Raw genomic sequence first — 19,165 nt, 5'->3', positions numbered from 1 at the left:
TGCAGGGCGGTGCTGGTCAGCGTGCTGCTGATCGCCGGGCCGGCGCTTGCCCGCGATGATTCAACGATCAGCGACGCGGATGCCAATGCAACGGCCGAAGTGTCAGGCCGGACGATCCACACGCACTACCGCGCGATCGAAGCGGTGCGTGCGGCCATGGCGGCCGACCCGGCCATGCGCGCGGACGACCGCGTGGCAGGCGAGATCACCCTGGGGTATGGCGGTCAGATCCACGTCACCGTGCTGGACGACGCGTCCGCTGCGCTCTATCGCGCGCCGGTCTCGGCCGAAGGCGTCCTTAACGCGCCGGTCGAAGCGCTGCCGGAGCCGGCCAAGCTGTCCCCGAACGAGCGGGCGGCCGCACAGGCCCGAACGACCGCATTGGGCTTCGAATCGCCGCGCTGCGGCGAGGCCTACGACACGGTGGTGTTGCCGTCGAGCGTGGAGGCGCAGTGGGTCGTCTTTCTGATTCCGCGGCCCTCCAAAGGCCTGGTGCGGCTTGGGGGCTCGAATCGCGTGGAAACCGAAGGCGATGTCGTGACCGCGTGGCGCCCCTATACGCGCAGCTGCATCGATCTGAATCCGGCACCCGACTCGGTCGGCATGATCGTGACGCATCTGCTCGATCCGACGCCGACCGAGATCCATGTGTTCTGGAGTCTCTGGAAAAGCAAGCCGTTCTATGTCTCCACCATGGAGAACGGTCTCTGGAAAATCGAAGACGGCCGCATCAGCGCTGTCGAAGACTGACGGATGCGACGCCGCGCACGCGTCGCATCGCGCCGGACACGACTGCCGGCGCAGACATCGAGCTGGACGCGCATCGGAACGCGCAACCATCGATGTGGGGTTGCGGGCAGTTGCGCTCCGGTCTGCACGCCGAGGCTGGACCGGCCGCTCGCGCTTCGGTGACCATATCGCCCTCATGCCCGCCGTCCCCACACCCGCCGCACACCTGCTGCAGCTGCTGCCCGATGCGGTGGTGCAGACGGACGCGGTCTGGACGATCACCTATCTCAATCCCGCGTGGCAGACGCGCACGGGCCACACGGTGGGCGAGTCGGTCGGGCAGTCGCTGCTGGGGTTCGTGCATCCCGACGACGTGGGCACGCTGCGCTCCGGCATGCCGGTGTTCCGGCTGCGGTTCGCCGAGGGTGACTACCGCTGGATGCGGCTGCAGCTGCAACCCGAGACCGATGCGGCGGACCGGGTGCTCAGCCGCCAGGGCGTGCTGATCGAGATCACCGATGTCACCGAGCAAGTGCTGGTGGAGGTGCGGCAGCGCTTCCTGCGACTGCTGGAGACGATCGACGGCGTGGTCTGGGAAGCCGAGCGCGGCGTGGGCAACACCTTCCTGAGCCCACAGGTGGAACGCCTGTTCGGCTTCACGGTGGAGCAGTGGCGCGCCGATCCGGGGTTCTGGCGCTCGCGCGTGCATCCCGACGATCTGCCGGCGGCGCTGGCGATCGACGATGCCGCCTACGACGCCACGCACAGCTACGCCTACGAAATGAGTTACCGGTTGATCACGCGCACCGGCGAGGTCGTGTGGGTGCGCGATCTGTGCCGCACGGTGGTCGAGGCGGGGCGGCCGAACCGCATGATCGGCCTGATGATCGACGTCACCCGGCAGAAGACCGCCGAACTCGAACTGCTGCGCTCCGACGAGCGCTACGCGCTGGCGACGCGCGGGTCCAACGACGGCATCTGGGATTGGGACCTGCGCACGGACGTGCTGCATGTGTCGGCGCGCTTCCACGAGATTCTCGGATTCGACGACGCCGGGCACGTGCACGCCGACGGCTGGCGCTTTCTGCGACAGATCATCGACCCCGACGACCGCGACCGCGTGCAGTCGGCGTGCCGCAGACATCTGTCGGGCGAGCGTCCCAACTTTTCCGTCGACTTCCGCGCCTGGCACGGCTCGGGCCGGCTGGTCTGGGTGAACTGGCGCGGCGTGGCCCGGTTCGAGGACGGCGTCGCGGTGCGGATGGCGGGCTCGCTGAGCGATCTGGCCGAGCGCGGCAGTTCCTATGACGCGCTGACGAACCTGCCGGGCCGGCCGCTGTTCCGTGCCCGGCTGGAGCACGCGATTGCGCTGCACGCCGATGGCGCGTCCGCAGGCGGTGTCGACACGCGCTTCGCCGTGTTGATGCTCGACCTCGACGGCTTCAAGGCGGTCAACGACACCCACGGCCACCACGTCGGCGACCAGTTGCTGCAACAGGTCGCACGCCGGCTGGAACGCTGCGTGCGCGCGGTCGATCTGGTGGCGCGCATGAGCGGCGACGAGTTCAACGTGCTGCTGGAATCGGTCGACCCCGTCGATGCCGCCGCGCGCGGTCAGCAGATCGCCGCCGCCCTGGCGGCGCCCTATGCGATCGAGACGTTGACGGTGCGTGCCGGCGCAAGCGTCGGTCTGGTGTGCAGCGATGCCGGTCTGGTGACCGGCGACGACTACCTGCGCGCGGCGGATGCGGCCATGTACCAGGCCAAACGTCAGTCGAGCGGGCTCAGCGTCTTCGTGGCGGGGACGTCACCGCGCGATGCCGCTGCGCCGGGTGCGCGGATCGCGTCCTGACCGGAGCGGCGCGGTGCGCCTGATTGCGAAACGATGGACGCCAGATGGCGCGTTCTGTCGTGGCAATCGCGCGCGGTCGTGCTCGGGCGCCGTGCAGATCGGCGCACTGCATTTGGCTTCGGAAATCGTCTCGCGGCGTGGTGACCGGGTTGTGCCTGAACGTGCATGACGGTGTGAAGCGATCTTCACAAATCGCCGCTGTAGCATCCGCTCTCGCAGCCGTTAACGTTTTCATAAGGTCTTTGCAGGGCGTCGGACATCCGGCACTGCGGGACTGCTGGACGCGCTGCCGCAGGGCGGGCGCACACATGAACAGGGGAACTTCGATGTCGAAGATATGGGCGTTGCTGGCCGCGGTCGGGCTGGCGTGCAGCGCGTGGACGGTTGCGGCGGCGGATCAGCACGTGGGATTGATGAAGGCCGTTTCCGGCGGCGTCAGCATCGTGCAGGCCAGCGCCACGCGCGCGGCGGAAGCAGGCACGCAGTTGCAGATCGCCGATCGCATCGTGACGGCGCCGGGCGCGACGGCATCGATCGTGTTCCGCGACGGCACCATGCTCACGCTCGGCGGCGGTGCGGATGTCCACGTGCGCGACTACGTGTTCGAGCCGAAGGCCAACCGGTATGCGTTCTCGGTCTACATGGGGCAGGGCTCGGCGATCTACGAGTCCGGCAAGATCGGCCGCCTGGCGCCGGAATCGGTGCAGGTGGAAACGCCGCAGGCCACGGTGGGCGTGCGCGGCACGCGCTTCCTGATCGAGGCGAACTGAGCATGCGGCATGTCTGTCGTGGTCGCTGGCGCGCACTGGCGCTGCTGTCGCTGGCCGCCGTGCTGTCGGCGTGTTCCGCCGCGCCCACGCGCGTGACCCTGCTGCCCGACCAGGACGGCAACGTGGGCGCGGTGGTGGTGCGCAACGCACAGGGCGAACAGCGGCTCGACCAGGCCTACGGCCGTGTCGACGCCGGCACGTCGGGAGCGCCGGCGCAGGCCAGGGCCGAGACGCGCGAGGCCTTCGAGGCGAAACATCGCGCCTTGCTCGATGCGCAGCCCACGCCGCCGCTGAGTTTCGTGCTGAATTTCCGCTTCGACAGCATGGAGCTCACGCCCGAATCCCGGCGGATGCTGCCCGAGGTGCTGGCCGCGGTGCGCAACCGCCTGCCGACGGAAGTGACGGTGTTCGGCTATGCGGATTCCGCTGGCGCGCCTGCGTACAACCTGCAGCTTTCGGCGGAACGCGCGCGCGCGGTGGCTGCGCTGCTGCGCCAGATCGATCCGGCGTTGCCGATGCAGCTGGACTGGTTTGGCGACAAGTCGCCGCTGGTGCCCACGCCGCCCGGCAAGCCCGAGCCGCGCAACCGGCGCGCGGAGATCCTGATCCTGTGAGCGTGACGGCCCTTCGGCTCTGCCGTCGCGCGGCGTGCGTCCGATGCGCCGCATAGACGCACGCGCGCAGCCGCCGGGCATCGGGGCCGCGCAGAGTCGCCGGCAGGACCTGCTGTTGCTGGTGCTGGGTGTGTCGATGGCGCTGGCAATCGGTGTCGCCGGGCTGCTGCGCGCTGCGCCGGTCGCGCGGCTCGACAACGCGCTGCTCGACACGATGATGCGCGCCACGGCGACCGCGTCGCCGGCGCCGAGCAGCACCGTCGTCGTCGATATCGACGACGTGAGCCTGTCGGCCGTGGGGCAGTGGCCGTGGCCACGGTATCGACTGGCGGCACTGGTCGAGCGCATCGCCGCCGAACGCCCGTCGGCGATCGCGCTCGACGTGCTGCTGCCCGAGGCGGACCGGGTGTCGCTGGCCGATATCCAGAAGACCTTCCAGCGCGATTTCGGCCTCGATGTCGCGATCACCGGCGTACCCGATGGCCTGCTCGACAACGACGGCTACCTGGGCCAGGCGATGGCCGATGCCGGCGTCGTCGGCGCGCGCTATTTCTATTTCGACCACGCCACCCGCGAGACCGCGCCCACGCGGCCCGGCGTGGGCTTCGAGGGTGCGCTGGACGCACTGGATCTCGACAGCGCGCGTGGCGTTCTCGACAACGTCGACGCGATCGGCGCGCAGACCCGCGTCAGCGGGTTCGTCAACATGCAGGTCGATGGCGACGGTGTGCTGCGGCGCCTGCCGCTGCTGATCGAATACCGCGGTGTGCTGCAGCCCAGTCTGGCACTGGCGACGACGATGCAGGCGCTGGGCGTGTCGTCCGGACAGGTGGTGCGCGGTCGCGATGGCGCGTCGCTCGTCATCGGCCCGCACGTGGTGCCGATCGATCGCCGGGGGCATGCGCTGCTGCGGTTCGACGGTCCGCCGGCGCGCTATGCCAGCGTGCCGGCGGTGGACGTGCTCGCGGGCCGGCTTGCGCCGCAGGCGCTGCGCGACAAGATCGTGGTGATCGGCTCGTCGGCGGTGGGGCTCGGCGACCGGCACGTGACCGCGTTGAGCCGCACGTTCTCGGGCTCGAAAGTGCAATCGGCGCTGATGCAGAACATCGTCGACGGACGCGTCCTGCGATCGCCGACCTGGGGCGCCGGCGCGGCGCTGGCCTTCGGACTGTTGATCGCGTTGCTGCAGGGCGGTCTGCTCGTCGCAGGGCGCAATCTGCTGACGGTGGCGATCGTGACGCTCGGTGTGATGCTCGCGCTCGGTGCGCTGGCGTTCGTGGGCTTCGACATGCTGGGCCTGGTGCTGCCGGTCGCGGCGCCGGCACTCGTGGCGGCGACGGTGTTGCTGACCGCTTCCGCGATCCGCGTCTGGGCGCAGCAGCGACATGCGCGCCGCTGGCGCCGGCAGCTCGAGAATGCGCGGCAGGTGACCATCGAATCGATGTCGGCGGTCGCCGAAACGCGCGATCCCGAGACCGGCGCGCACATCAAGCGCACCCAGCATTACGTGCGCGCCATCGCGCAGCGCCTGCGCGACACCGGCCGCTACGTCGACGTGCTGACCGACGCCTACATCGACCTGCTGTTCCTGTCGGCGCCGCTGCACGACATCGGCAAGGTCGGCGTGCCCGACCACATCCTGCTCAAGCCGGGTCCGCTGACCGAGGCGGAATGGGTGCTGATGCGCCGGCATGCGGAGTTCGGCCGCACCATCATCCTCAGCACGTCGCGCCACATCGAAGGCGACAACTTCCTGTCGGTGGCGGCCGAGATCGCCGCCACGCATCACGAGAAGTGGGACGGCTCGGGGTACCCGGCCGGCCTGAAAGGCCCGGCGATTCCGCTGTCGGGCCGGATCATGGCGGTGGCCGACGTCTACGACGCGCTGGTCAACCGGCGCTGCTACAAACCGCCGTTCCCGCACGCACAGGCGATGGCGATGATGCACGCGCTGCGCGGGACGACGTTCGACCCGGTGGTGCTCGACGCGTTCTTCGAAATAGAGGAGACGATTGTCCGCATCGCCGGCGAGTTCCGTGACGACGCCGCGGCAGCCGCGGCGGGCGGCGGCGCCCATGTCGGCAGTGACGCGTTCTACGACGGCATCGAAGCAGGCGCGGGCTTCGCGTCGCCGGCGCTCGCGGTCCAGGACTAGGCACCAGGCGCGGCGCCCGGTGCGGGAACACCGCATCTGCGCGTCGATGCAGGTGCGAATAGACTCCGGCCATGACGACCATCGACCAGACCCGACTCGACCGCATCGTCGCCGAAGCCCGGCGCAGCGCCGAGCAGCGCAATGCCGGCTACCGCGAGCGCGCGCTGCGGATGTACCCGTGGATCTGTGGCCGCTGCACGCGCGAGTTCACCCGCGCCAACCTGCGTGAACTGACCGTGCATCACCGCAACCACAACCACGACGACAACCCGGCCGACGGCAGCAACTGGGAGTTGCTGTGCGTGTACTGCCACGACAACGAACACGCCCGCCAGCTCGACTACACCGGCGTCAGTGCCGGCAACGCGGAGGACGCGCCCGCCGCGGCCACGTCCAACCCGTTCGCGGATCTGAAGGCGCGGCTCCAGAAGCGCGGCGCCTGAAGAGCACACACATGGCACTCGGCAATCCACGCGCGATCTTCCCGTACCCGGCCCATCTGGCGCGCGGACTCGCACTCACGGCGGCGTCCTGCGTGGTGGCGTGTACGACATCGAGCGATCCCGCAAGAGCGGAATGCGGCCTGATCCAGACGACGGGCGTCGTCGCGTCCATCGACACGCAGCCCTGGACCTACGACGGCAGCGCCATCGTGGAAGTGGACACCGTCGACCGGGAACGGCTGCAGGTGCAGCTGCCGGCGCGCTGGAACCTGTGCCAGGCCGCGCCGGTCGATGTCGAAGCCCTCGCGGTGGGCACGCGTGTCGAGCTCGTGGCCGCTGCTACGGACGAAGAGGACGTCGTGGTGGTCTGCGCGGACGCCGCGCATCGTCTGGCGCCGGTGGCGGCCGGCTGAGGCGAGGCGTCGGCAAGGGCATGCGCGCCGGCGCCGCCGTCGCGGCGCCTGGACGATGCGGATCCAGGACGATTGCGCAACTGCAGCGGGTGGCGCGGCAGGTGCCGGAAAGTGCACGCCGGCCCCGGTTTGCCGCCTCGTGTTTGCGTAGCCTGTGCGTCCTTCCACAACGCTTACAGGGTCGAACGCATGAGAGCCACCGTCGTCGGTCTGGTGACGCCGCATCTGATGCGCGTCGTCGATCTCGCCAACGAGGCCCAGAAGGGCATCAACGTGCACTTCCATCTGCAGGATGCCGTGGCCCGGTCCATGGCCGAGATGGCCGACCAGTACAACGCTTCGAACCTGGTGTCCGCCTATGTGGGGGGCCTGGACACCCTGGCGGCGCAGGCACCGAAGGCCCGCGCGGATTATCTCCGCGTGGTGCAGGATGCGGCGGCGGCTGCGCGACGTCTCGGCCGTGACTGAGCGCCCGAAGCGCGATCAGACGCACGCGGCCACGTGTGGACCTGCGTGCGACGGCGAAGGACGCGCGAGCCCGCGTGGCCATGCGCTTCAGGCTATGACCAGAGAACAGCTGTGTCTCCGGACCGGTGCCCAGGGAACATGCATTGCGCGCTCAGGCGAGCAGGCCGTCGATCGCGCGCACGCTGCGGCTGTCGGGGAACACCCGGGTTTCGAGCGCGGATTCCGTCAGTTGCAGGTGGCCGGCCAGCAGTGACTTGAACAGTGCACGCAGGTCGGTCGTCGCCTGGAGGTCCCGGCCTTCGTTGAGTGCATGGTTCGCCAGTCCCGGCCAGTCGCCGGCCACGCGGCCGCCACTTACCGCGCCGCCCGCCAGCAGGGCCATGCCGCCGGTGCCGTGATCGGTGCCGCCGGTGCCATTGACCGCGGCGGTGCGGCCGAATTCGGTCACCACCGCGATCACCGTGCGGCCCCAGATCGCGCCGGCGCCGGCGTGGAATGCCCGCAGGCCCGCGTCGAGTTCGGCCAGCTTGCGCTGCAGCACCTGCGCCTGACCGGCGTGGGTGTCCCAGCCCGAATCCTCGACGAAGCCGATGCGCGGGCCGTCCGCTTTGGCCATGAAGCCGGCGGCCGCGGTCATCGCCTGCGGCAGTCGCGCTCCGCGCGGGCTCGTTTCGCCGGCTTGTCCCTGCATTGCGACGGCACGTTCGAAGGCGGGCGCGAGCACGGGATCGTCCGCGTACAAGCTCTGCAGCCGCTGCAGCAGGATGGGATTGACGTCTTCGGGCAGCGGCGGCGACCACGTGGTGGCAGGCCCCGGCCCGCGCATGATCAGCGGCATCACCGTACTGACCGCCAACGCATCGCCACCGTGCAGCGCGGCTGCGCACCGGTTGAGCCAGCCGGTGGACGCGCCGCCGGGACGGCCGGTGCCGTTTTCCACGCAGTCCTGCGCGTCGAAATGCGAACGCTCCCGGTAGGGCGGTGCGATCGCCACCACCGGCAGCAGCTGTCCCTGTGCATACAGGCCGTGGGCGAATGCCAACGCAGGATGCAGCGCGAAGCTGCCATCGAGTGGCAGCGTTGCCTCCGGCGCCAGTGCGCCGCGCAGACGCGCGTAATCGGCGTCACCGCGTGGCACCACCATGTGCAGGCCATCCAGTCCGCCGCGCAGCAGGACCACGAGCAGTCGCGTCTCGCCGGGGCTCGCCTGTGCCAGCGCGGGCCACAGGGTCAGCGTGGTGGCCGTGCCGGCTGCGGCCAGCGCACTGCCGAGGAAATGGCGTCGGGTGATCGGCATCTCAGCTTCTCCACTGGAAGGCGGGACTCGCGAACAGCAGCGCCAGTCCGTCGCGTGCGGATTCGGCGCGACGCAGCGCATCGAGCGTGGCCGGGTCGACGCGGTCACCGAAGACGGTGCGCGCGGCCGCCAGCGGATCGATGCGATCCTCCGGCAGCGTCTCGGACAACGCTTCGGCCGCCTGCACCCGTTTCCACAGCGCATCCGGTCCACTCCATTCGTCGGCCGCATCGGCGAATCCCGCCGGCGAGCGCGGCGTGAACGGCGGCTGCCCCATACGCGTGAGCAGATTGAACAGGGCGCGCGGTTGCGCCCGGCGCAGCGTGCCACCGGCGCGGATCGCCGAGACGACGAAGTCGTCGGGTGTCTTGAATTTGCGTGCCTGCGCGCCCCACGCGGCAGGGTGCAATACCAGCGTGCGGTAGACCGCGGCCAGGGCGCCGCCGGTCTCGCGCCAGGTGCGGGCCATCGCATCCACCAGCGCGGGTGGTGGCGTGTCGCTGACCAGGTGACGCGCCAGCTTCCACGAGACGTGGTGGGCGGTGGCGGGATGCACGGCCAGCGCCGCTAGCATGCGTTGCCCCTGTTCCAGCCCGCCATCGGCATAGGACTGCCCCAGCAGCGTGCGGGTGCCGCCTTCGTGGGCGAGCGGGCGGAAGGCGAACGCGGCGTCGACACCGCTTTGCGCCAACTCCTGCGGACGCGGCACGCCCCAGCCGGTGATCGCGAGCGCCAGTTCGGTCACATCGGCCTGCGTGTAGCCGCCGTCGACGCCGACCGTGTGCAGTTCCAGGACTTCCCGCGCCAGGTTTTCGTTGAGGCCCGGTGCCCGCTTGGCCTGCCGCCTGCGCGCACGCTGCGCGAGCGTCGAACCGGTGCCGACCGACTGCACGTTGTCGAGGTATCGCAACATGCCCGGATGCGTTTCCACTGCAAGCAGCATGTCGCCGAAGCGGCCCGTCAGATGCGGACGGATCGCCTCGCGCTCCATTGGCGCGGCGTAGAGGGCCGCGGTGCGCTTGTCGACGGAAATGGCGAAGTGATTCGACCAGAAGTGCACCAGCCGTTCCGCGAACGCGCGCTCGCTATCGACGGCGGCGGCATAGCGCGCCGCCAGTTCGCGTGATTGTGCCTGCTGGTACAGGCGGCGGTTCTGCTGTTGCACTGCCTGCGCGTCGCCAGGCGCATCGCTGCCAGCGCCGGCGCGCTTCGCCTGTCGCGTTTGCGCACGTTGTCGCTGCAGCCTGGCTTCTTCGCGCAGGTAGTCGAGGCTGGCAGGCAAGGCGGCGAGGACGTCGGCCATGGGCCGTGGCTCGAGCTGGGAGAGCAGCCAGTCCTGTGGCGCGCGAATCTGCTCAAGCTCGCCCGGGCGTGCACCGAGACCGAACCTGTTGGCAGCGCTGACTGCATCGGCGGTGGGCATGCCGTACTCCGGGATGTTCTGCGTCGACGGACTGACAACGCGGGCGCGGGCCTGCGGTTGACGCCACCGGGGCCGCGTTCAGCCCGCGGCCCTGCGGTCCGGGTCGCTGGGCGGTCCGGGCTCGCTGCATGCATCCCCAGGCCGCTGCGTTCGTGGGCCGGCAATCGCTGCCGCGGGGCCGCGCCGGCGTCAGCCCGGGGCGAGTGTCAGCGCAGCGATCACCAGCACCGTCACCACGGTCAGCACGACCGGCCCCCAGGTTCGCAGCGCGGAGCGCGGACGCGGCGTTGCATCGATGGAGGTAGGCGAAGGTGACGCATCCATGCCCGCCGCGACGAGCACGAAGCGCACGGCGTCGAGCCGGAGCTCGTCGCCGGGGCCGAGAAACCCCTGCTGCACGCGGCCCGCATTGATATAGGTGCCATTGGAGGAGTCGAGATCCTCGACCGACAGGCCGTCGCCGACCGGCTTGACCCGCGCGTGGCGCCGGGAAATCTCGTCGACGTGGACCGTGATGTCGCACTCGGGCGCGCGGCCGATGACCACGGCGCCGGTGACCGGGAACAGCTTGCCCGCCACGGCCTCGGATTCGCCGCGCAGCACGAAACGGGGCAGCGCGGCGCGCACGCGCGTGGCGCCGATGTCGTCGTCGCCGCGTGGCGCTGCGTCCGTGGTGACCTGCGCGGGCGCGAGCGGGGCGAAGGTCGCCATGACGCCGCCGATGTCGATGTCGTCACCCGCGCGCAGCGCCATCAGATCGGAGACGGGTCGCCCGTTGATCGACACCGGTCCGCCGCCGGCGGGCACCTGCAGGTTGGCGCCGGCATCGGTGACGTGGATCTCGCAGTGCAGCGGACGGATGCCGTCGTCGGTGAGGTGCACGGCGCTGCCGGGCAGGGCGCCGATCCGGTTGACGCCTGCGCGCAACAGGATCTGGCCATGCGCGCCATTGGAAAACACCAGTTTCATCGTCGCCCCCCGCGAACGGATGCGGGCGGGAGCGCCGACATCGGCGCGTATTCTGCCACCGGTGCGGGCGTGTCGATGTGGTCGACGCGCAGGTCCGTGGCACGCGCAGCCATCGATCATCGATACATGCCGCTCAGGCGTCGGGCGGATCCCCCGCCGCAGGCGCGAGACTGCGCCAGATCGCCATCACCGTCGGCAGTGCCGCGTCCTCGACGCGCGCCGTGAGCACGACCGTGTGCGCTTGCAGATGCGTGCGGGCGAGGACGTGAGACATCCCACCGGTCCCGCGCACGATGCGTACGCCGTCGTCGGTCGCGATGGTCGGGGTCGCGCGCGTCTCCATCTCACGTTCCAGTGTCTCGATCCTTGCAGCGCCCGGATCCACCAGCAGGTCGATCGTGCCGGGCGCGCCGACGACGCGATAGCCACCGTCCTGCGCGCGCAGCTGCCACCCGGGGGGCAGGGCGATGATCAGCTGCCCGGCTGCAAGCGTGGCGCGCGCGGTCAGCGTGCGCGGCGCGCGGCGCAGGGTGTCGAGAGGGGCCTGATGGGATGCGTCCGACGCGCGCACCGACGCCTGGGCCGCGTCGCGCAGCCGACGGACGTCCGCCAGCGCCGCACTGTCCGCGTCCACCCGGCGCCAGGTCAGGCGGTGCGTCGCGAACGCGCGCACCCGCATCCCGAAGCGATCCGCGTCGACGTGCTCGATGCGCATCGGTGCGGTGTCCGGCTCCTGCGGCACCAGACAGCTGAAATCCGGGGTGAAGACCGCGCGGCGCGGCCCGGACTTCGCAGTGCCGACGACGACGACGGTGCGCGCGTCGGCGTCTACCTCCACCCAGCTCAGCCGCGAGCTGGCCTCGATCTCGGCTTCGATGTCGCGGGCGATCCGATGTCCGAGGGTGGACAGCGCGGCCTGGCCCAGCGCGGCCGGATCCAGCGCCTCGTCCGGTGACAGCGGCGATGCGACGGGCTGTGCGGTCACGTCGTCGAGCGTTTCGAAGCGCTCGAGAATATAGATCCCGGTGGCGGGACGGATGGCCGCGGGTGCGCGTTCGGCCGCAGCGGCGCAGTCTTCGGCAATGGCGTGCCGGCTCGGCATGCGGGCCTGCGCGGGCAGAAGGATGAGCGGCACCAGCACGGCGGACAGCAGCAGACGCGTTGCGGGCATGACATCTCCTCGCGGAAAACCGGTCATGGTGGCAAGTGCGCGCACGCCGCGGCAACTCGTGCCGCGACCAGCGGTGTCATGCGGGCCGCGCCGGGACCTGTGCGGCCCGGTGCACGGCGGCAACGCAATGCGCATCGAGACGGCGATGGCGTCACACGCCGACGGGCGTACGGTGGCTAGGCTTGCGTGTCGATCACGGCCCACGCCAGGAACCTGCCATGCACCAGCGCCCGACCGCCGTCGTCTTCATGCTGCTGCTGGGTGTCGGCACGGCCTGCTCGCAGCCGCCCGCTCCGCCGGTGCCGGTCGCGCCGGCCACCGCGCAATCGGACGCTGCGCCGGTCTATGGCGCGGTTCGTCCCAGCGCAGACGGCATCGGCAAGACCTACCAGGGCCGCGAGATCTCGGCGGTGATGGGCTGGCAGGGCGCGGCCTGGCTTGAGCGCGAGGCACGCGAGCGCGAGGAGCGCGGCAGTCTGCTGCTGCAGGAACTGGCCTTGGAACCGGGGATGGATGTCGCCGATGTCGGGGCGGGCACCGGTTACTACGCGCGTCGCATCGCGCCGCGGGTGGCACCCGGCGGAACGGTCTATGCGGTCGACGTGCAGCCGCAGATGGTGGCGATGCTCACGCAGGCCGCTGCCCGAACGGGACTCGCCAACCTGAAGCCGGTCCAGGCCAGCGTGACCGACCCGGGCCTCGCGCCCGAATCGGTGGATGTGGCGCTGATGGTCGATGTCTATCACGAGCTGGAATACCCGCACGAGGTGCTCGACGCACTGGTGCGTGCGCTGCGGCCGGGCGGGCGTCTGGTCTTCGTCGAATACCGCGCCGAGGACGACGCCGTGCCGATCAAGCCGCTGCACAAGATGAGTGAAGCGCAGATCCGCCGCGAGGCCGCACTGCATGCGCTGGAATGGACGCGCACTGCCGAGACCCTGCCATGGCAGCACGTCGTGGTGTTCCGCAAGCGCTGAGCGGCGCCATCCGGTCAGCGCGTCACAGCGCACTACCGGGCTCCACCACGCGATCACGACATGCCGAAGCCACGATGCGTGCATGGCGTCGCGGCCCGACGCGCCGACGCGACGCCTGCACACGGCATCCGGACCGTGATGCGATGATCGGCGCAACCGCTTTCCGTCCCGCTTCCGGAGCACTGCCATGGCCGAACGCATCCTCGTCTTCTACGGGTCCTATCGTGCCGATCGCATGGGGATCCGCCTGGCCGACTACTGCGTGCGGGCGCTGCAGGCGCGCGGCTGCGATGCGGAACTCGTGGATGCGAAGGCGGTCGACCTGCCGATGCTGGACCGCATGTACAAGGAATACGCCGATGGCGAAGCGCCGGACGCGATGGAGACGCTGGCGCGCAAGATCCGCGATGCGGACGGTTTCGTGTTCGTCACCGGCGAATACAACTGGGGCGTGCAGCCGGGGCTCAAGAACCTCACCGATCACTTCCTCGAAGAATGGTTCTGGCGGCCCGCCGGCGTGGTCAGTTACTCGGCCGGACGGCTGGCCGGTGCGCGCGCGAACGTCGCCTGGCACGGCACGCTGTCGGAGATGGGCATGGTGGTGATTTCCAGCACCGTCACCGTCGGGCCGATCGGCGACACGCTCGACACCGACGGGCAGCCGGTCGGACCGGCGGGCAAGTCGCTCGAGAGAAGCTTTGCCCGGTTCGCGGATGACCTCACCTGGTGGAGCGAGGCGACGCGCGCGCAGAAGACACGCCGGCCGCCGCCTTACTGAGACGGCGGCCGCGCGATGATGCGCCGGGCACGCTCGCACCGCCGGCGCGCCACGAGACCGGACGCGCGCAGCCGGCGATCCGCCCGCGCCGTTACTGCCGGATCTCCAGCAACTCCACCTCGAACACCAGCGACGCGCCGGGTGGAATCGCCCGGCCGGCGCCGGCATCGCCGTAGCCCAGCCATGCGGGAATGTGCAGCTCGCGCGTGCCGCCCGGTTGCATGCCGGCCACGCCTTCGTCCCAGCCGCGGATGACGCGGCCCGCGCCGAGCTCGAACGTGAAGGGCTGTCCGCGATCGCGTGAACTGTCGAACTGCGCGCCGCGCCTGTCGGGCGCGTTCTGGTCGTAGAGCCAGCCGGTGTAGTGCACGCTGACCGCGTCACCCACCGTCGCCGGCGTGCCCGCACCCACCGTCCGATCGATACGCTGCAGCTCGGCCACGTCACCGCCGGTGTAGGGCGGCGGACCGCCGCACGCGGCGAGCAGCAGAACGGACAGCAGGGCGATGCGGCGGAGCGGTGTGCGGATCATGGCGTGCAGCCTTGGCAACGGGATCGAAGCTGCAGGATAGAGCCTCGGTGCCTGCGTCGATCGGGCCGGGCGGCTGGTCGCGAATTGCGGCGGGCCAGCGCCGCGGGAGCGGTTACGCTGGCGTCGCCGGACGGGTCCGGCCCCGGGAGACGTGCGGTGGACTGGCTGGGCTTCACGCTTGCGGTTCTGCTGGTGGAGATCACGCCCGGCCCGAACATGGCCTGGCTGGTCTCGCTGACGCTGGCGGAAGGCCGACGCGCGGGCCTCATGGCGATTGCGGGTGTCGCGATCGGACTGACGCTCAACGCCGCGCTTTCCAGCCTGGGTCTCAATGCGCTGCTGGTGAATGTCCCGGCGATCGGCACCTGGGTCGGCGTGGCCGCGGGCCTGATGATGCTCTGGCTAGCCTGGCGCGGCTGGCAGGCCAGTACCGACGCGTCGGCCGCACACGTCGCCGGGCTCGCACCGCAGCGGATCCTGTGGGCGGGCGTGGCGATCAATCTGTTCAACGCCAAGGCGGCGCTGTTCTTTCTCACCGTGGTGCCGCGCTTCCTGTCCGGACCCGACGCCCCGCTGCGCGAGATCCTGCTGCTGGGCCTGATCAGCGTGGGCGTGGCGACGGCGGTGCATCTGGGCCTGGTGCTCGGTGCCGGACGTCTGCGCCACGCGCTGTCCCGGCCCGAGCGGATGCAGCCCGTCCGCCGTGTGCTGGCACTGGGCATGATCGGGGTGGCGGGCTGGTTCTTCTATGCCGCGTTTGCCTAGGACACCGGCCACCTGATCCGGCGCGTCCGCATCCGGACCGCCCGGCGGGTGATCACGCTGCGTCGGGACGTGTCACGCGGCGCTTGACCGCGTACATCTCGCGATCGGCGTGGGCGAGCAGGGTCGCGGCGTCGCTGCCGTCGCGCGGGCACCAGGCGATGCCGACGCTCGCGTCGAGCTGGAACGGCCGCTCCGCCAGCCGGTAGACCATGCGCAAGCGGGTGCGCAGGGCGTCGGCGACATGGCGTGCCGCCTCCGCGTCGCGACACGCGGGCAGCACGATCACGAACTCGTCGCCGCCGACACGCGCGGCCGTGTCGCCATGCCGCAGCGATTCCGTCAGGCGCGCCGCGACGTCCTGCAGCAGGCGATCGCCCGCTTCGTGCCCGCCCAGATCGTTCGCGGTCTTGAAGCCGTCCAGATCGACGTACAGCAGCGCCAGGCCGTCGCCCGAGACGCGCGCCTGCGCGAGCGCACGCTCCAGCGTCTGCTGGAGTCGATAGCGGTTCGGCAATCCGGTCAGCGCGTCGTGCGCGGCCAGGTGTTCGAGTTCGCGTTCGACCCGCCGCAGCTCGGTGACTTCGCGTCCCACGCCGATGCGGACGCCATGCGCCGGATGCCAGTTGGCCGACCACAGCATGTCCACCGCATGCCCGTCGCGGTGCAGATACCGGTTGCGGAAGTGACGCTGGGCGATGCCCGACATCACCTGCACCGCCTGCTGCCGGGTGTCGTCGCGATCGTCGGGGTGGATGAACTCGAAGGTCCGACGGCCGAGGACCTCGTCGGGGCGGTAGCCGAGAATGCGCTCGAAGCCCTGGCTGACGAACAGGTAGTGCCCGTCCTGGTCGACCACGCACACCGCATCGGGCAGCAGGTCGAGGATTTCGGCGGGTATCGGCAGAGTCGGCGTCATCGCGGGTGGGCAGGCAGTCGGCGGCGGCCAGAGTGCCAGAGTGCACGCACTGGCGGAACGCGACACGTCGGTCCGCCGCGACCGCCGGTCGGCCGCGCGCGCGCCGCCGGCCGGGTTCGGGACGCGTGCGTCGCGCGTATCCTGTGCGCCGCGCGCGCACTGCCGGCACGCGCGGACCAGACACGAGGATGCGGAACATGGCCCGAATGAAACGCGACCCGACCCGGGAGCGGAACCTGACACACGACTACGCCAAGTGGCTGTTGACCGAGAAGCGCGAGCGGACGGATGCCAACGGCAAACTGTTCGCGCGCACGCACACCACGCGCGGTCGTCGCTTCCACGGTTACAACGAGGAAGAAGTCTGCAGGATCATCGGCGTGGATTTCTACGGCTGATGCGCACGCGGCGCAGCGGCATGCCGACGATGTGGCCGCGGCGGACGACCGGCCTGCCACGTGGCCGGTGGCTGCGCGCTTGTCTTCTGACCTGCCTGGTGCTGCTGCCGGTGGCGCAGGGCGCCGCGCGCGAGCGCTACCGGGTGGGCGGTGAGACTTGCGGCGGCTATCCGCGGCTGTCGATCGGCACGATGCGCGGCATGTGCGCAGGCCTGGTAACCGGTCCGACCACGGCCGATCCGGCACGGACGCTGCGGCTGCCGCGCGCGCTGCTGCAGCTCGATGCGGCGACGTGGCTGGTTACCGACCTGGGCGCCTGGGACGGCACGCGCGGCGCGGTCTGGCGGCTGCGCACCGCTGACGACGGCAGCGTGGATGTGCAGCGCGTGCTCGACGGCCTGCATCTGCCGCACGCGATCGCACGCGGACCGGACGGGCGCGTGTACGTCGGCGAGATGAGCCGGATCTTCCGTTTTGACCCGGACGCGCAGACACCCGCCGGGACCATTGAGACGGTGGTCGACCAGTTGCCCGACAACCGTCTGCATACGCACCGCCATCCGCTGTCGATGTTCGTGTTCCTGCCCGGTGGCGACCTGCTGGTGAACGTCGGCGCGCCGAGCGACCAGTGCACGGGCGACGACGCGCGCAGTGGCGCCGGTCTGTGCGCGCAGAGCGAAGGCGACGCGGACGCGGCGAGCCTGCGCCGCTACCGCTATGACGGCGACGGCCGCTGGGCGCCGGACCATACCGTCTTCGCGCGCGGCTTGCGCAACTCGCTGGCGCTGGCGGTGCATGCCTCCGGCACCGTGCTGCAGGGTGAGAACAGTTACGACTTCGACAGCCGCTGGTCGCCCTTCGAGGAGCTCAACGTCATCGAAGCGGGCCGTCACTACGGCTGGCCCTACTGCGCCGATGCCGCGCAGGCCACGCCGGCGTGGCCGGAGAAGGCGGACTGGTGCCGCTCCGATGCGCACACCGCGCCCGCGCTGCTGCTGCCGCCGCATGCCGCGCCGCTCGACATGCGCTGGTACGACGGCGCGATGTTTCCCGCGTTGCAGAGTCGCCTGCTGATGAGCTGGCATGGCCACCGCTCGGTCGGCGGCCACATCGCGAGCTTCGCGGTCGATGCGCGCGGTGTGCCGCGCGCCGATGCGGACGCGCGGTTCCCGGTCTACGGCCAGGGCATGCGGGCCTACGGCGCGGGTCCTGCGGCGACGCCGGTTACGCTGACGCCGGGCTGGGGACTGCAGCGCGGCGCCCGCCCGCAGGGTTCACCGGTGGGCCTGGCGGTCGCGCGCGACGGCGCGATCTGGGCGACGGACGATCGCGCGGGACTGGTGATCCGCTTCGCCAAGGACGATTGATCCTGCGCGCGGTCGCCCGCGTGTCGGGCGTCCGGCGCGACGTGATGCCTGGCGTGCCGCGTAGCGCAGCGTCGACTAGTCTGTGCACCCGCATCCGACCGAGTCGTGCCCGATGAAGCTGCAGCTGTCCCTGGAATGGTTCCTCAATCCCGACCATCTGCCGCTGATCGCCGGGATCCAGCTGGGCTGGTATCGCGAGGCGGGCCTTGAACTCGAACTGCAGGTGCCCGACGACCATTACGACGGACTGGCGGCGACGGTCAGCGGCGAGATCGCGTTCGCGTGCAACGAACCGCTGCACATGATCGATGCGGACCGGCCGGGCCTTAAGGCGCTGGGGTGCTTCTTCGAAACCGACGGCGGCATCCTGCTGCAGCGCGCAGCGGGCGCGCGCCTGCTGGCAGGCGACGCGGTGCGTCTGGCATCGCCGGTCGCCGGCGGCGTCACCGATGCGATCGCGGTCGAGATCCTGTCGCGCTGGTGCACGCAGCAGGGCGCTGCGTTCGACCCGGCGCAGGTGGTGATCGAAAGCGCGGGCTTCGAGCATCTCGCCAATCTGCGCGCGGGCTTCGACGGTGCGTGGCTGTGTTTCGCCAATTTCGAGGGTGTGGAAGCGCGGCTCGACGGCATGGACGCGCACTTCATCGCCACCCACGAGGTCGGCCTGCACAACTTCTCGGCGCTGGAACTCTTCACCTCGCAGGCGTTCCTGGTCGAGCACCCCGACGTGGTGGACACCGTGACCCGCCTGATCGGGCAGGGCGCACAGTTGTGCCGCGATGACCCCGAGCAGGCGGCCGCGCTGTGGTACGCCTACAGCGGCACGACCCCGGCGCCGTTGATGGACGCGATCATCGCCGATACCTGTCCGCGCCTGGTCGCGCCGGTGCGGCGTGATGCCGCGCGCTGGCACGGCATGTGGGCGCAGTTCGATCACCTGGGCCTGCGCCAGGTCGATGCCGCGGGCTACGCTGCGCTGTACACCTGAGCCGTCCGTCGGCCATGGCGTGCGGTACGGCCGCGCGCGTGCGCCGAGCGCAGGATCCGACGACGGACCGGATGCAGCCCGAAGTCTCGCGGGTACGGCGCGACACGCAGCGCGCCGCTGAACGCCGCAACTGCGTGCGT

The 19,165-nt window shown here is 70.5% G+C and carries 20 protein-coding genes; 14 read left to right on the top strand and 6 right to left on the bottom strand.

Translation table 11 applies throughout. The features are described from left to right. The first annotated feature begins 21 nt into the window (after positions 1 to 21). The 8 genes from CURTO8I2_RS14305 to CURTO8I2_RS14270 all read left to right on the top strand — a co-directional run bounded on the left by CURTO8I2_RS14305 (position 22) and on the right by CURTO8I2_RS14270 (position 7,444). On the top strand, positions 22 to 750 hold the full coding sequence (locus tag CURTO8I2_RS14305; protein WP_159681919.1) for a hypothetical protein: 729 nt from the start codon (positions 22 to 24) through the stop codon (positions 748 to 750). A gap of 175 nt (positions 751 to 925) precedes the next feature. Further along, the gene (locus CURTO8I2_RS14300; RefSeq protein ID WP_159681918.1) at positions 926 to 2,581 is read left to right on the top strand and encodes a sensor domain-containing diguanylate cyclase; all 1,656 of its coding nucleotides are present in this window, start codon (positions 926 to 928) and stop codon (positions 2,579 to 2,581) included. Between the two features lie 326 nt (positions 2,582 to 2,907). Beyond that, positions 2,908 to 3,351 (top strand): FecR family protein, encoded by a 444-nt coding sequence (locus tag CURTO8I2_RS14295; protein WP_159681917.1) that lies wholly within the window; start codon positions 2,908 to 2,910, stop codon positions 3,349 to 3,351. Positions 3,352 to 3,353: 2 nt separating this feature from the next. Next, a complete protein-coding gene (locus tag CURTO8I2_RS14290) occupies positions 3,354 to 3,965 on the top strand; it encodes an OmpA family protein (protein WP_159681916.1) in 612 nt (203 codons plus the stop codon). 43 nt (positions 3,966 to 4,008) lie between these two features. Beyond that, positions 4,009 to 6,120, top strand: coding sequence for a CHASE2 domain-containing protein (locus tag CURTO8I2_RS14285; protein ID WP_201295563.1), 2,112 nt, complete (start codon positions 4,009 to 4,011; stop codon positions 6,118 to 6,120). A 71-nt stretch (positions 6,121 to 6,191) separates the two neighbouring features. Continuing rightward, on the top strand, positions 6,192 to 6,563 hold the full coding sequence (locus tag CURTO8I2_RS14280) for a YajD family HNH nuclease (protein ID WP_159681915.1): 372 nt from the start codon (positions 6,192 to 6,194) through the stop codon (positions 6,561 to 6,563). Between the two features lie 11 nt (positions 6,564 to 6,574). Next, positions 6,575 to 6,976: a hypothetical protein gene (locus tag CURTO8I2_RS14275; RefSeq protein WP_159681914.1), complete on the top strand. Its 402-nt coding sequence runs from the start codon at positions 6,575 to 6,577 to the stop codon at positions 6,974 to 6,976. Positions 6,977 to 7,165: 189 nt separating this feature from the next. After that, complete coding sequence (locus tag CURTO8I2_RS14270; protein ID WP_159681913.1) at positions 7,166 to 7,444, top strand: hypothetical protein; 279 nt, start codon at positions 7,166 to 7,168, stop codon at positions 7,442 to 7,444. A gap of 151 nt (positions 7,445 to 7,595) precedes the next feature. On the opposite strand, the gene CURTO8I2_RS14265 is transcribed toward CURTO8I2_RS14270, so the two are convergent. The 4 genes from CURTO8I2_RS14265 to CURTO8I2_RS14250 all read right to left on the bottom strand — a co-directional run bounded on the left by CURTO8I2_RS14265 (position 7,596) and on the right by CURTO8I2_RS14250 (position 12,304). Then, positions 7,596 to 8,741, bottom strand: a complete 1,146-nt coding sequence (locus tag CURTO8I2_RS14265) for a DUF1501 domain-containing protein (protein ID WP_159681912.1) — start codon at positions 8,739 to 8,741, stop codon at positions 7,596 to 7,598. Position 8,742: 1 nt separating this feature from the next. Further along, on the bottom strand, positions 8,743 to 10,164 hold the full coding sequence (locus tag CURTO8I2_RS14260; RefSeq protein WP_159681911.1) for a DUF1800 domain-containing protein: 1,422 nt from the start codon (positions 10,162 to 10,164) through the stop codon (positions 8,743 to 8,745). Between the two features lie 189 nt (positions 10,165 to 10,353). Beyond that, on the bottom strand, positions 10,354 to 11,133 hold the full coding sequence (locus tag CURTO8I2_RS14255; protein ID WP_159681910.1) for an FHA domain-containing protein: 780 nt from the start codon (positions 11,131 to 11,133) through the stop codon (positions 10,354 to 10,356). Positions 11,134 to 11,266: 133 nt separating this feature from the next. Continuing rightward, complete coding sequence (locus CURTO8I2_RS14250; protein ID WP_159681909.1) at positions 11,267 to 12,304, bottom strand: hypothetical protein; 1,038 nt, start codon at positions 12,302 to 12,304, stop codon at positions 11,267 to 11,269. A gap of 218 nt (positions 12,305 to 12,522) precedes the next feature. Here CURTO8I2_RS14250 and CURTO8I2_RS14245 point away from each other — a divergent pair, with 218 nt between their 5' ends. Beyond that, positions 12,523 to 13,281 carry a class I SAM-dependent methyltransferase gene (locus CURTO8I2_RS14245; protein WP_201295562.1) on the top strand — a complete coding sequence of 253 codons (759 nt, stop codon included), beginning with the start codon at positions 12,523 to 12,525 and terminating at the stop codon, positions 13,279 to 13,281. 187 nt (positions 13,282 to 13,468) lie between these two features. Continuing rightward, positions 13,469 to 14,059 carry an NAD(P)H-dependent oxidoreductase gene (locus CURTO8I2_RS14240; protein WP_159681908.1) on the top strand — a complete coding sequence of 197 codons (591 nt, stop codon included), beginning with the start codon at positions 13,469 to 13,471 and terminating at the stop codon, positions 14,057 to 14,059. 91 nt (positions 14,060 to 14,150) lie between these two features. On the opposite strand, the gene CURTO8I2_RS14235 is transcribed toward CURTO8I2_RS14240, so the two are convergent. Then, positions 14,151 to 14,591, bottom strand: coding sequence for an FKBP-type peptidyl-prolyl cis-trans isomerase (locus CURTO8I2_RS14235; protein ID WP_159681907.1), 441 nt, complete (start codon positions 14,589 to 14,591; stop codon positions 14,151 to 14,153). A 156-nt stretch (positions 14,592 to 14,747) separates the two neighbouring features. On the opposite strand from CURTO8I2_RS14235, the gene CURTO8I2_RS14230 reads away from it, so the two are divergent. Continuing rightward, on the top strand, positions 14,748 to 15,356 hold the full coding sequence (locus CURTO8I2_RS14230; RefSeq protein ID WP_159681906.1) for a LysE family translocator: 609 nt from the start codon (positions 14,748 to 14,750) through the stop codon (positions 15,354 to 15,356). A 52-nt stretch (positions 15,357 to 15,408) separates the two neighbouring features. On the opposite strand, the gene CURTO8I2_RS14225 is transcribed toward CURTO8I2_RS14230, so the two are convergent. Then, the gene (locus CURTO8I2_RS14225) at positions 15,409 to 16,272 is read right to left on the bottom strand and encodes a sensor domain-containing diguanylate cyclase (protein WP_159681905.1); all 864 of its coding nucleotides are present in this window, start codon (positions 16,270 to 16,272) and stop codon (positions 15,409 to 15,411) included. Between the two features lie 197 nt (positions 16,273 to 16,469). Here CURTO8I2_RS14225 and CURTO8I2_RS14220 point away from each other — a divergent pair, with 197 nt between their 5' ends. The 3 genes from CURTO8I2_RS14220 to CURTO8I2_RS14210 all read left to right on the top strand — a co-directional run bounded on the left by CURTO8I2_RS14220 (position 16,470) and on the right by CURTO8I2_RS14210 (position 19,025). Then, complete coding sequence (locus CURTO8I2_RS14220) at positions 16,470 to 16,670, top strand: hypothetical protein (protein WP_159681904.1); 201 nt, start codon at positions 16,470 to 16,472, stop codon at positions 16,668 to 16,670. Then, positions 16,670 to 18,037, top strand: coding sequence for a PQQ-dependent sugar dehydrogenase (locus tag CURTO8I2_RS14215; protein WP_201295561.1), 1,368 nt, complete (start codon positions 16,670 to 16,672; stop codon positions 18,035 to 18,037). The genes CURTO8I2_RS14220 and CURTO8I2_RS14215 overlap by 1 nt, the downstream gene beginning before the upstream one ends. A 112-nt stretch (positions 18,038 to 18,149) precedes the next feature. Then, positions 18,150 to 19,025 carry an ABC transporter substrate-binding protein gene (locus CURTO8I2_RS14210; RefSeq protein ID WP_159681903.1) on the top strand — a complete coding sequence of 292 codons (876 nt, stop codon included), beginning with the start codon at positions 18,150 to 18,152 and terminating at the stop codon, positions 19,023 to 19,025. The last annotated feature ends 140 nt before the right edge of the window (positions 19,026 to 19,165 follow it).

Origin of the sequence: Luteimonas sp. 9C (assembly GCF_902506295.1) — a bacterium.
Classification (GTDB): Bacteria; Pseudomonadota; Gammaproteobacteria; order Xanthomonadales; family Xanthomonadaceae; genus Luteimonas.
Note: the sequence above shows the minus strand (reverse complement) of the source record. Positions and strands in the feature narration are given on the sequence as shown.

Coding starts and splice junctions, on each gene's coding strand:
- CURTO8I2_RS14215 (WP_201295561.1), top strand. CDS start 16,670: ATGCGCACGCGGCGCAGCGGCATGCCGACGATGTGGCCGCGGCGGACG.
- CURTO8I2_RS14235 (WP_159681907.1), bottom strand. CDS start 14,591: ATGATCCGCACACCGCTCCGCCGCATCGCCCTGCTGTCCGTTCTGCTG.
- CURTO8I2_RS14300 (WP_159681918.1), top strand. CDS start 926: ATGCCCGCCGTCCCCACACCCGCCGCACACCTGCTGCAGCTGCTGCCC.
- CURTO8I2_RS14280 (WP_159681915.1), top strand. CDS start 6,192: ATGACGACCATCGACCAGACCCGACTCGACCGCATCGTCGCCGAAGCC.
- CURTO8I2_RS14240 (WP_159681908.1), top strand. CDS start 13,469: ATGGCCGAACGCATCCTCGTCTTCTACGGGTCCTATCGTGCCGATCGC.
- CURTO8I2_RS14275 (WP_159681914.1), top strand. CDS start 6,575: ATGGCACTCGGCAATCCACGCGCGATCTTCCCGTACCCGGCCCATCTG.
- CURTO8I2_RS14220 (WP_159681904.1), top strand. CDS start 16,470: ATGGCCCGAATGAAACGCGACCCGACCCGGGAGCGGAACCTGACACAC.
- CURTO8I2_RS14225 (WP_159681905.1), bottom strand. CDS start 16,272: ATGACGCCGACTCTGCCGATACCCGCCGAAATCCTCGACCTGCTGCCC.
- CURTO8I2_RS14260 (WP_159681911.1), bottom strand. CDS start 10,164: ATGCCCACCGCCGATGCAGTCAGCGCTGCCAACAGGTTCGGTCTCGGT.
- CURTO8I2_RS14255 (WP_159681910.1), bottom strand. CDS start 11,133: ATGAAACTGGTGTTTTCCAATGGCGCGCATGGCCAGATCCTGTTGCGC.
- CURTO8I2_RS14250 (WP_159681909.1), bottom strand. CDS start 12,304: ATGCCCGCAACGCGTCTGCTGCTGTCCGCCGTGCTGGTGCCGCTCATC.
- CURTO8I2_RS14295 (WP_159681917.1), top strand. CDS start 2,908: ATGTCGAAGATATGGGCGTTGCTGGCCGCGGTCGGGCTGGCGTGCAGC.
- CURTO8I2_RS14210 (WP_159681903.1), top strand. CDS start 18,150: ATGAAGCTGCAGCTGTCCCTGGAATGGTTCCTCAATCCCGACCATCTG.
- CURTO8I2_RS14245 (WP_201295562.1), top strand. CDS start 12,523: ATGCACCAGCGCCCGACCGCCGTCGTCTTCATGCTGCTGCTGGGTGTC.
- CURTO8I2_RS14265 (WP_159681912.1), bottom strand. CDS start 8,741: ATGCCGATCACCCGACGCCATTTCCTCGGCAGTGCGCTGGCCGCAGCC.
- CURTO8I2_RS14290 (WP_159681916.1), top strand. CDS start 3,354: ATGCGGCATGTCTGTCGTGGTCGCTGGCGCGCACTGGCGCTGCTGTCG.
- CURTO8I2_RS14285 (WP_201295563.1), top strand. CDS start 4,009: ATGCGCCGCATAGACGCACGCGCGCAGCCGCCGGGCATCGGGGCCGCG.
- CURTO8I2_RS14270 (WP_159681913.1), top strand. CDS start 7,166: ATGAGAGCCACCGTCGTCGGTCTGGTGACGCCGCATCTGATGCGCGTC.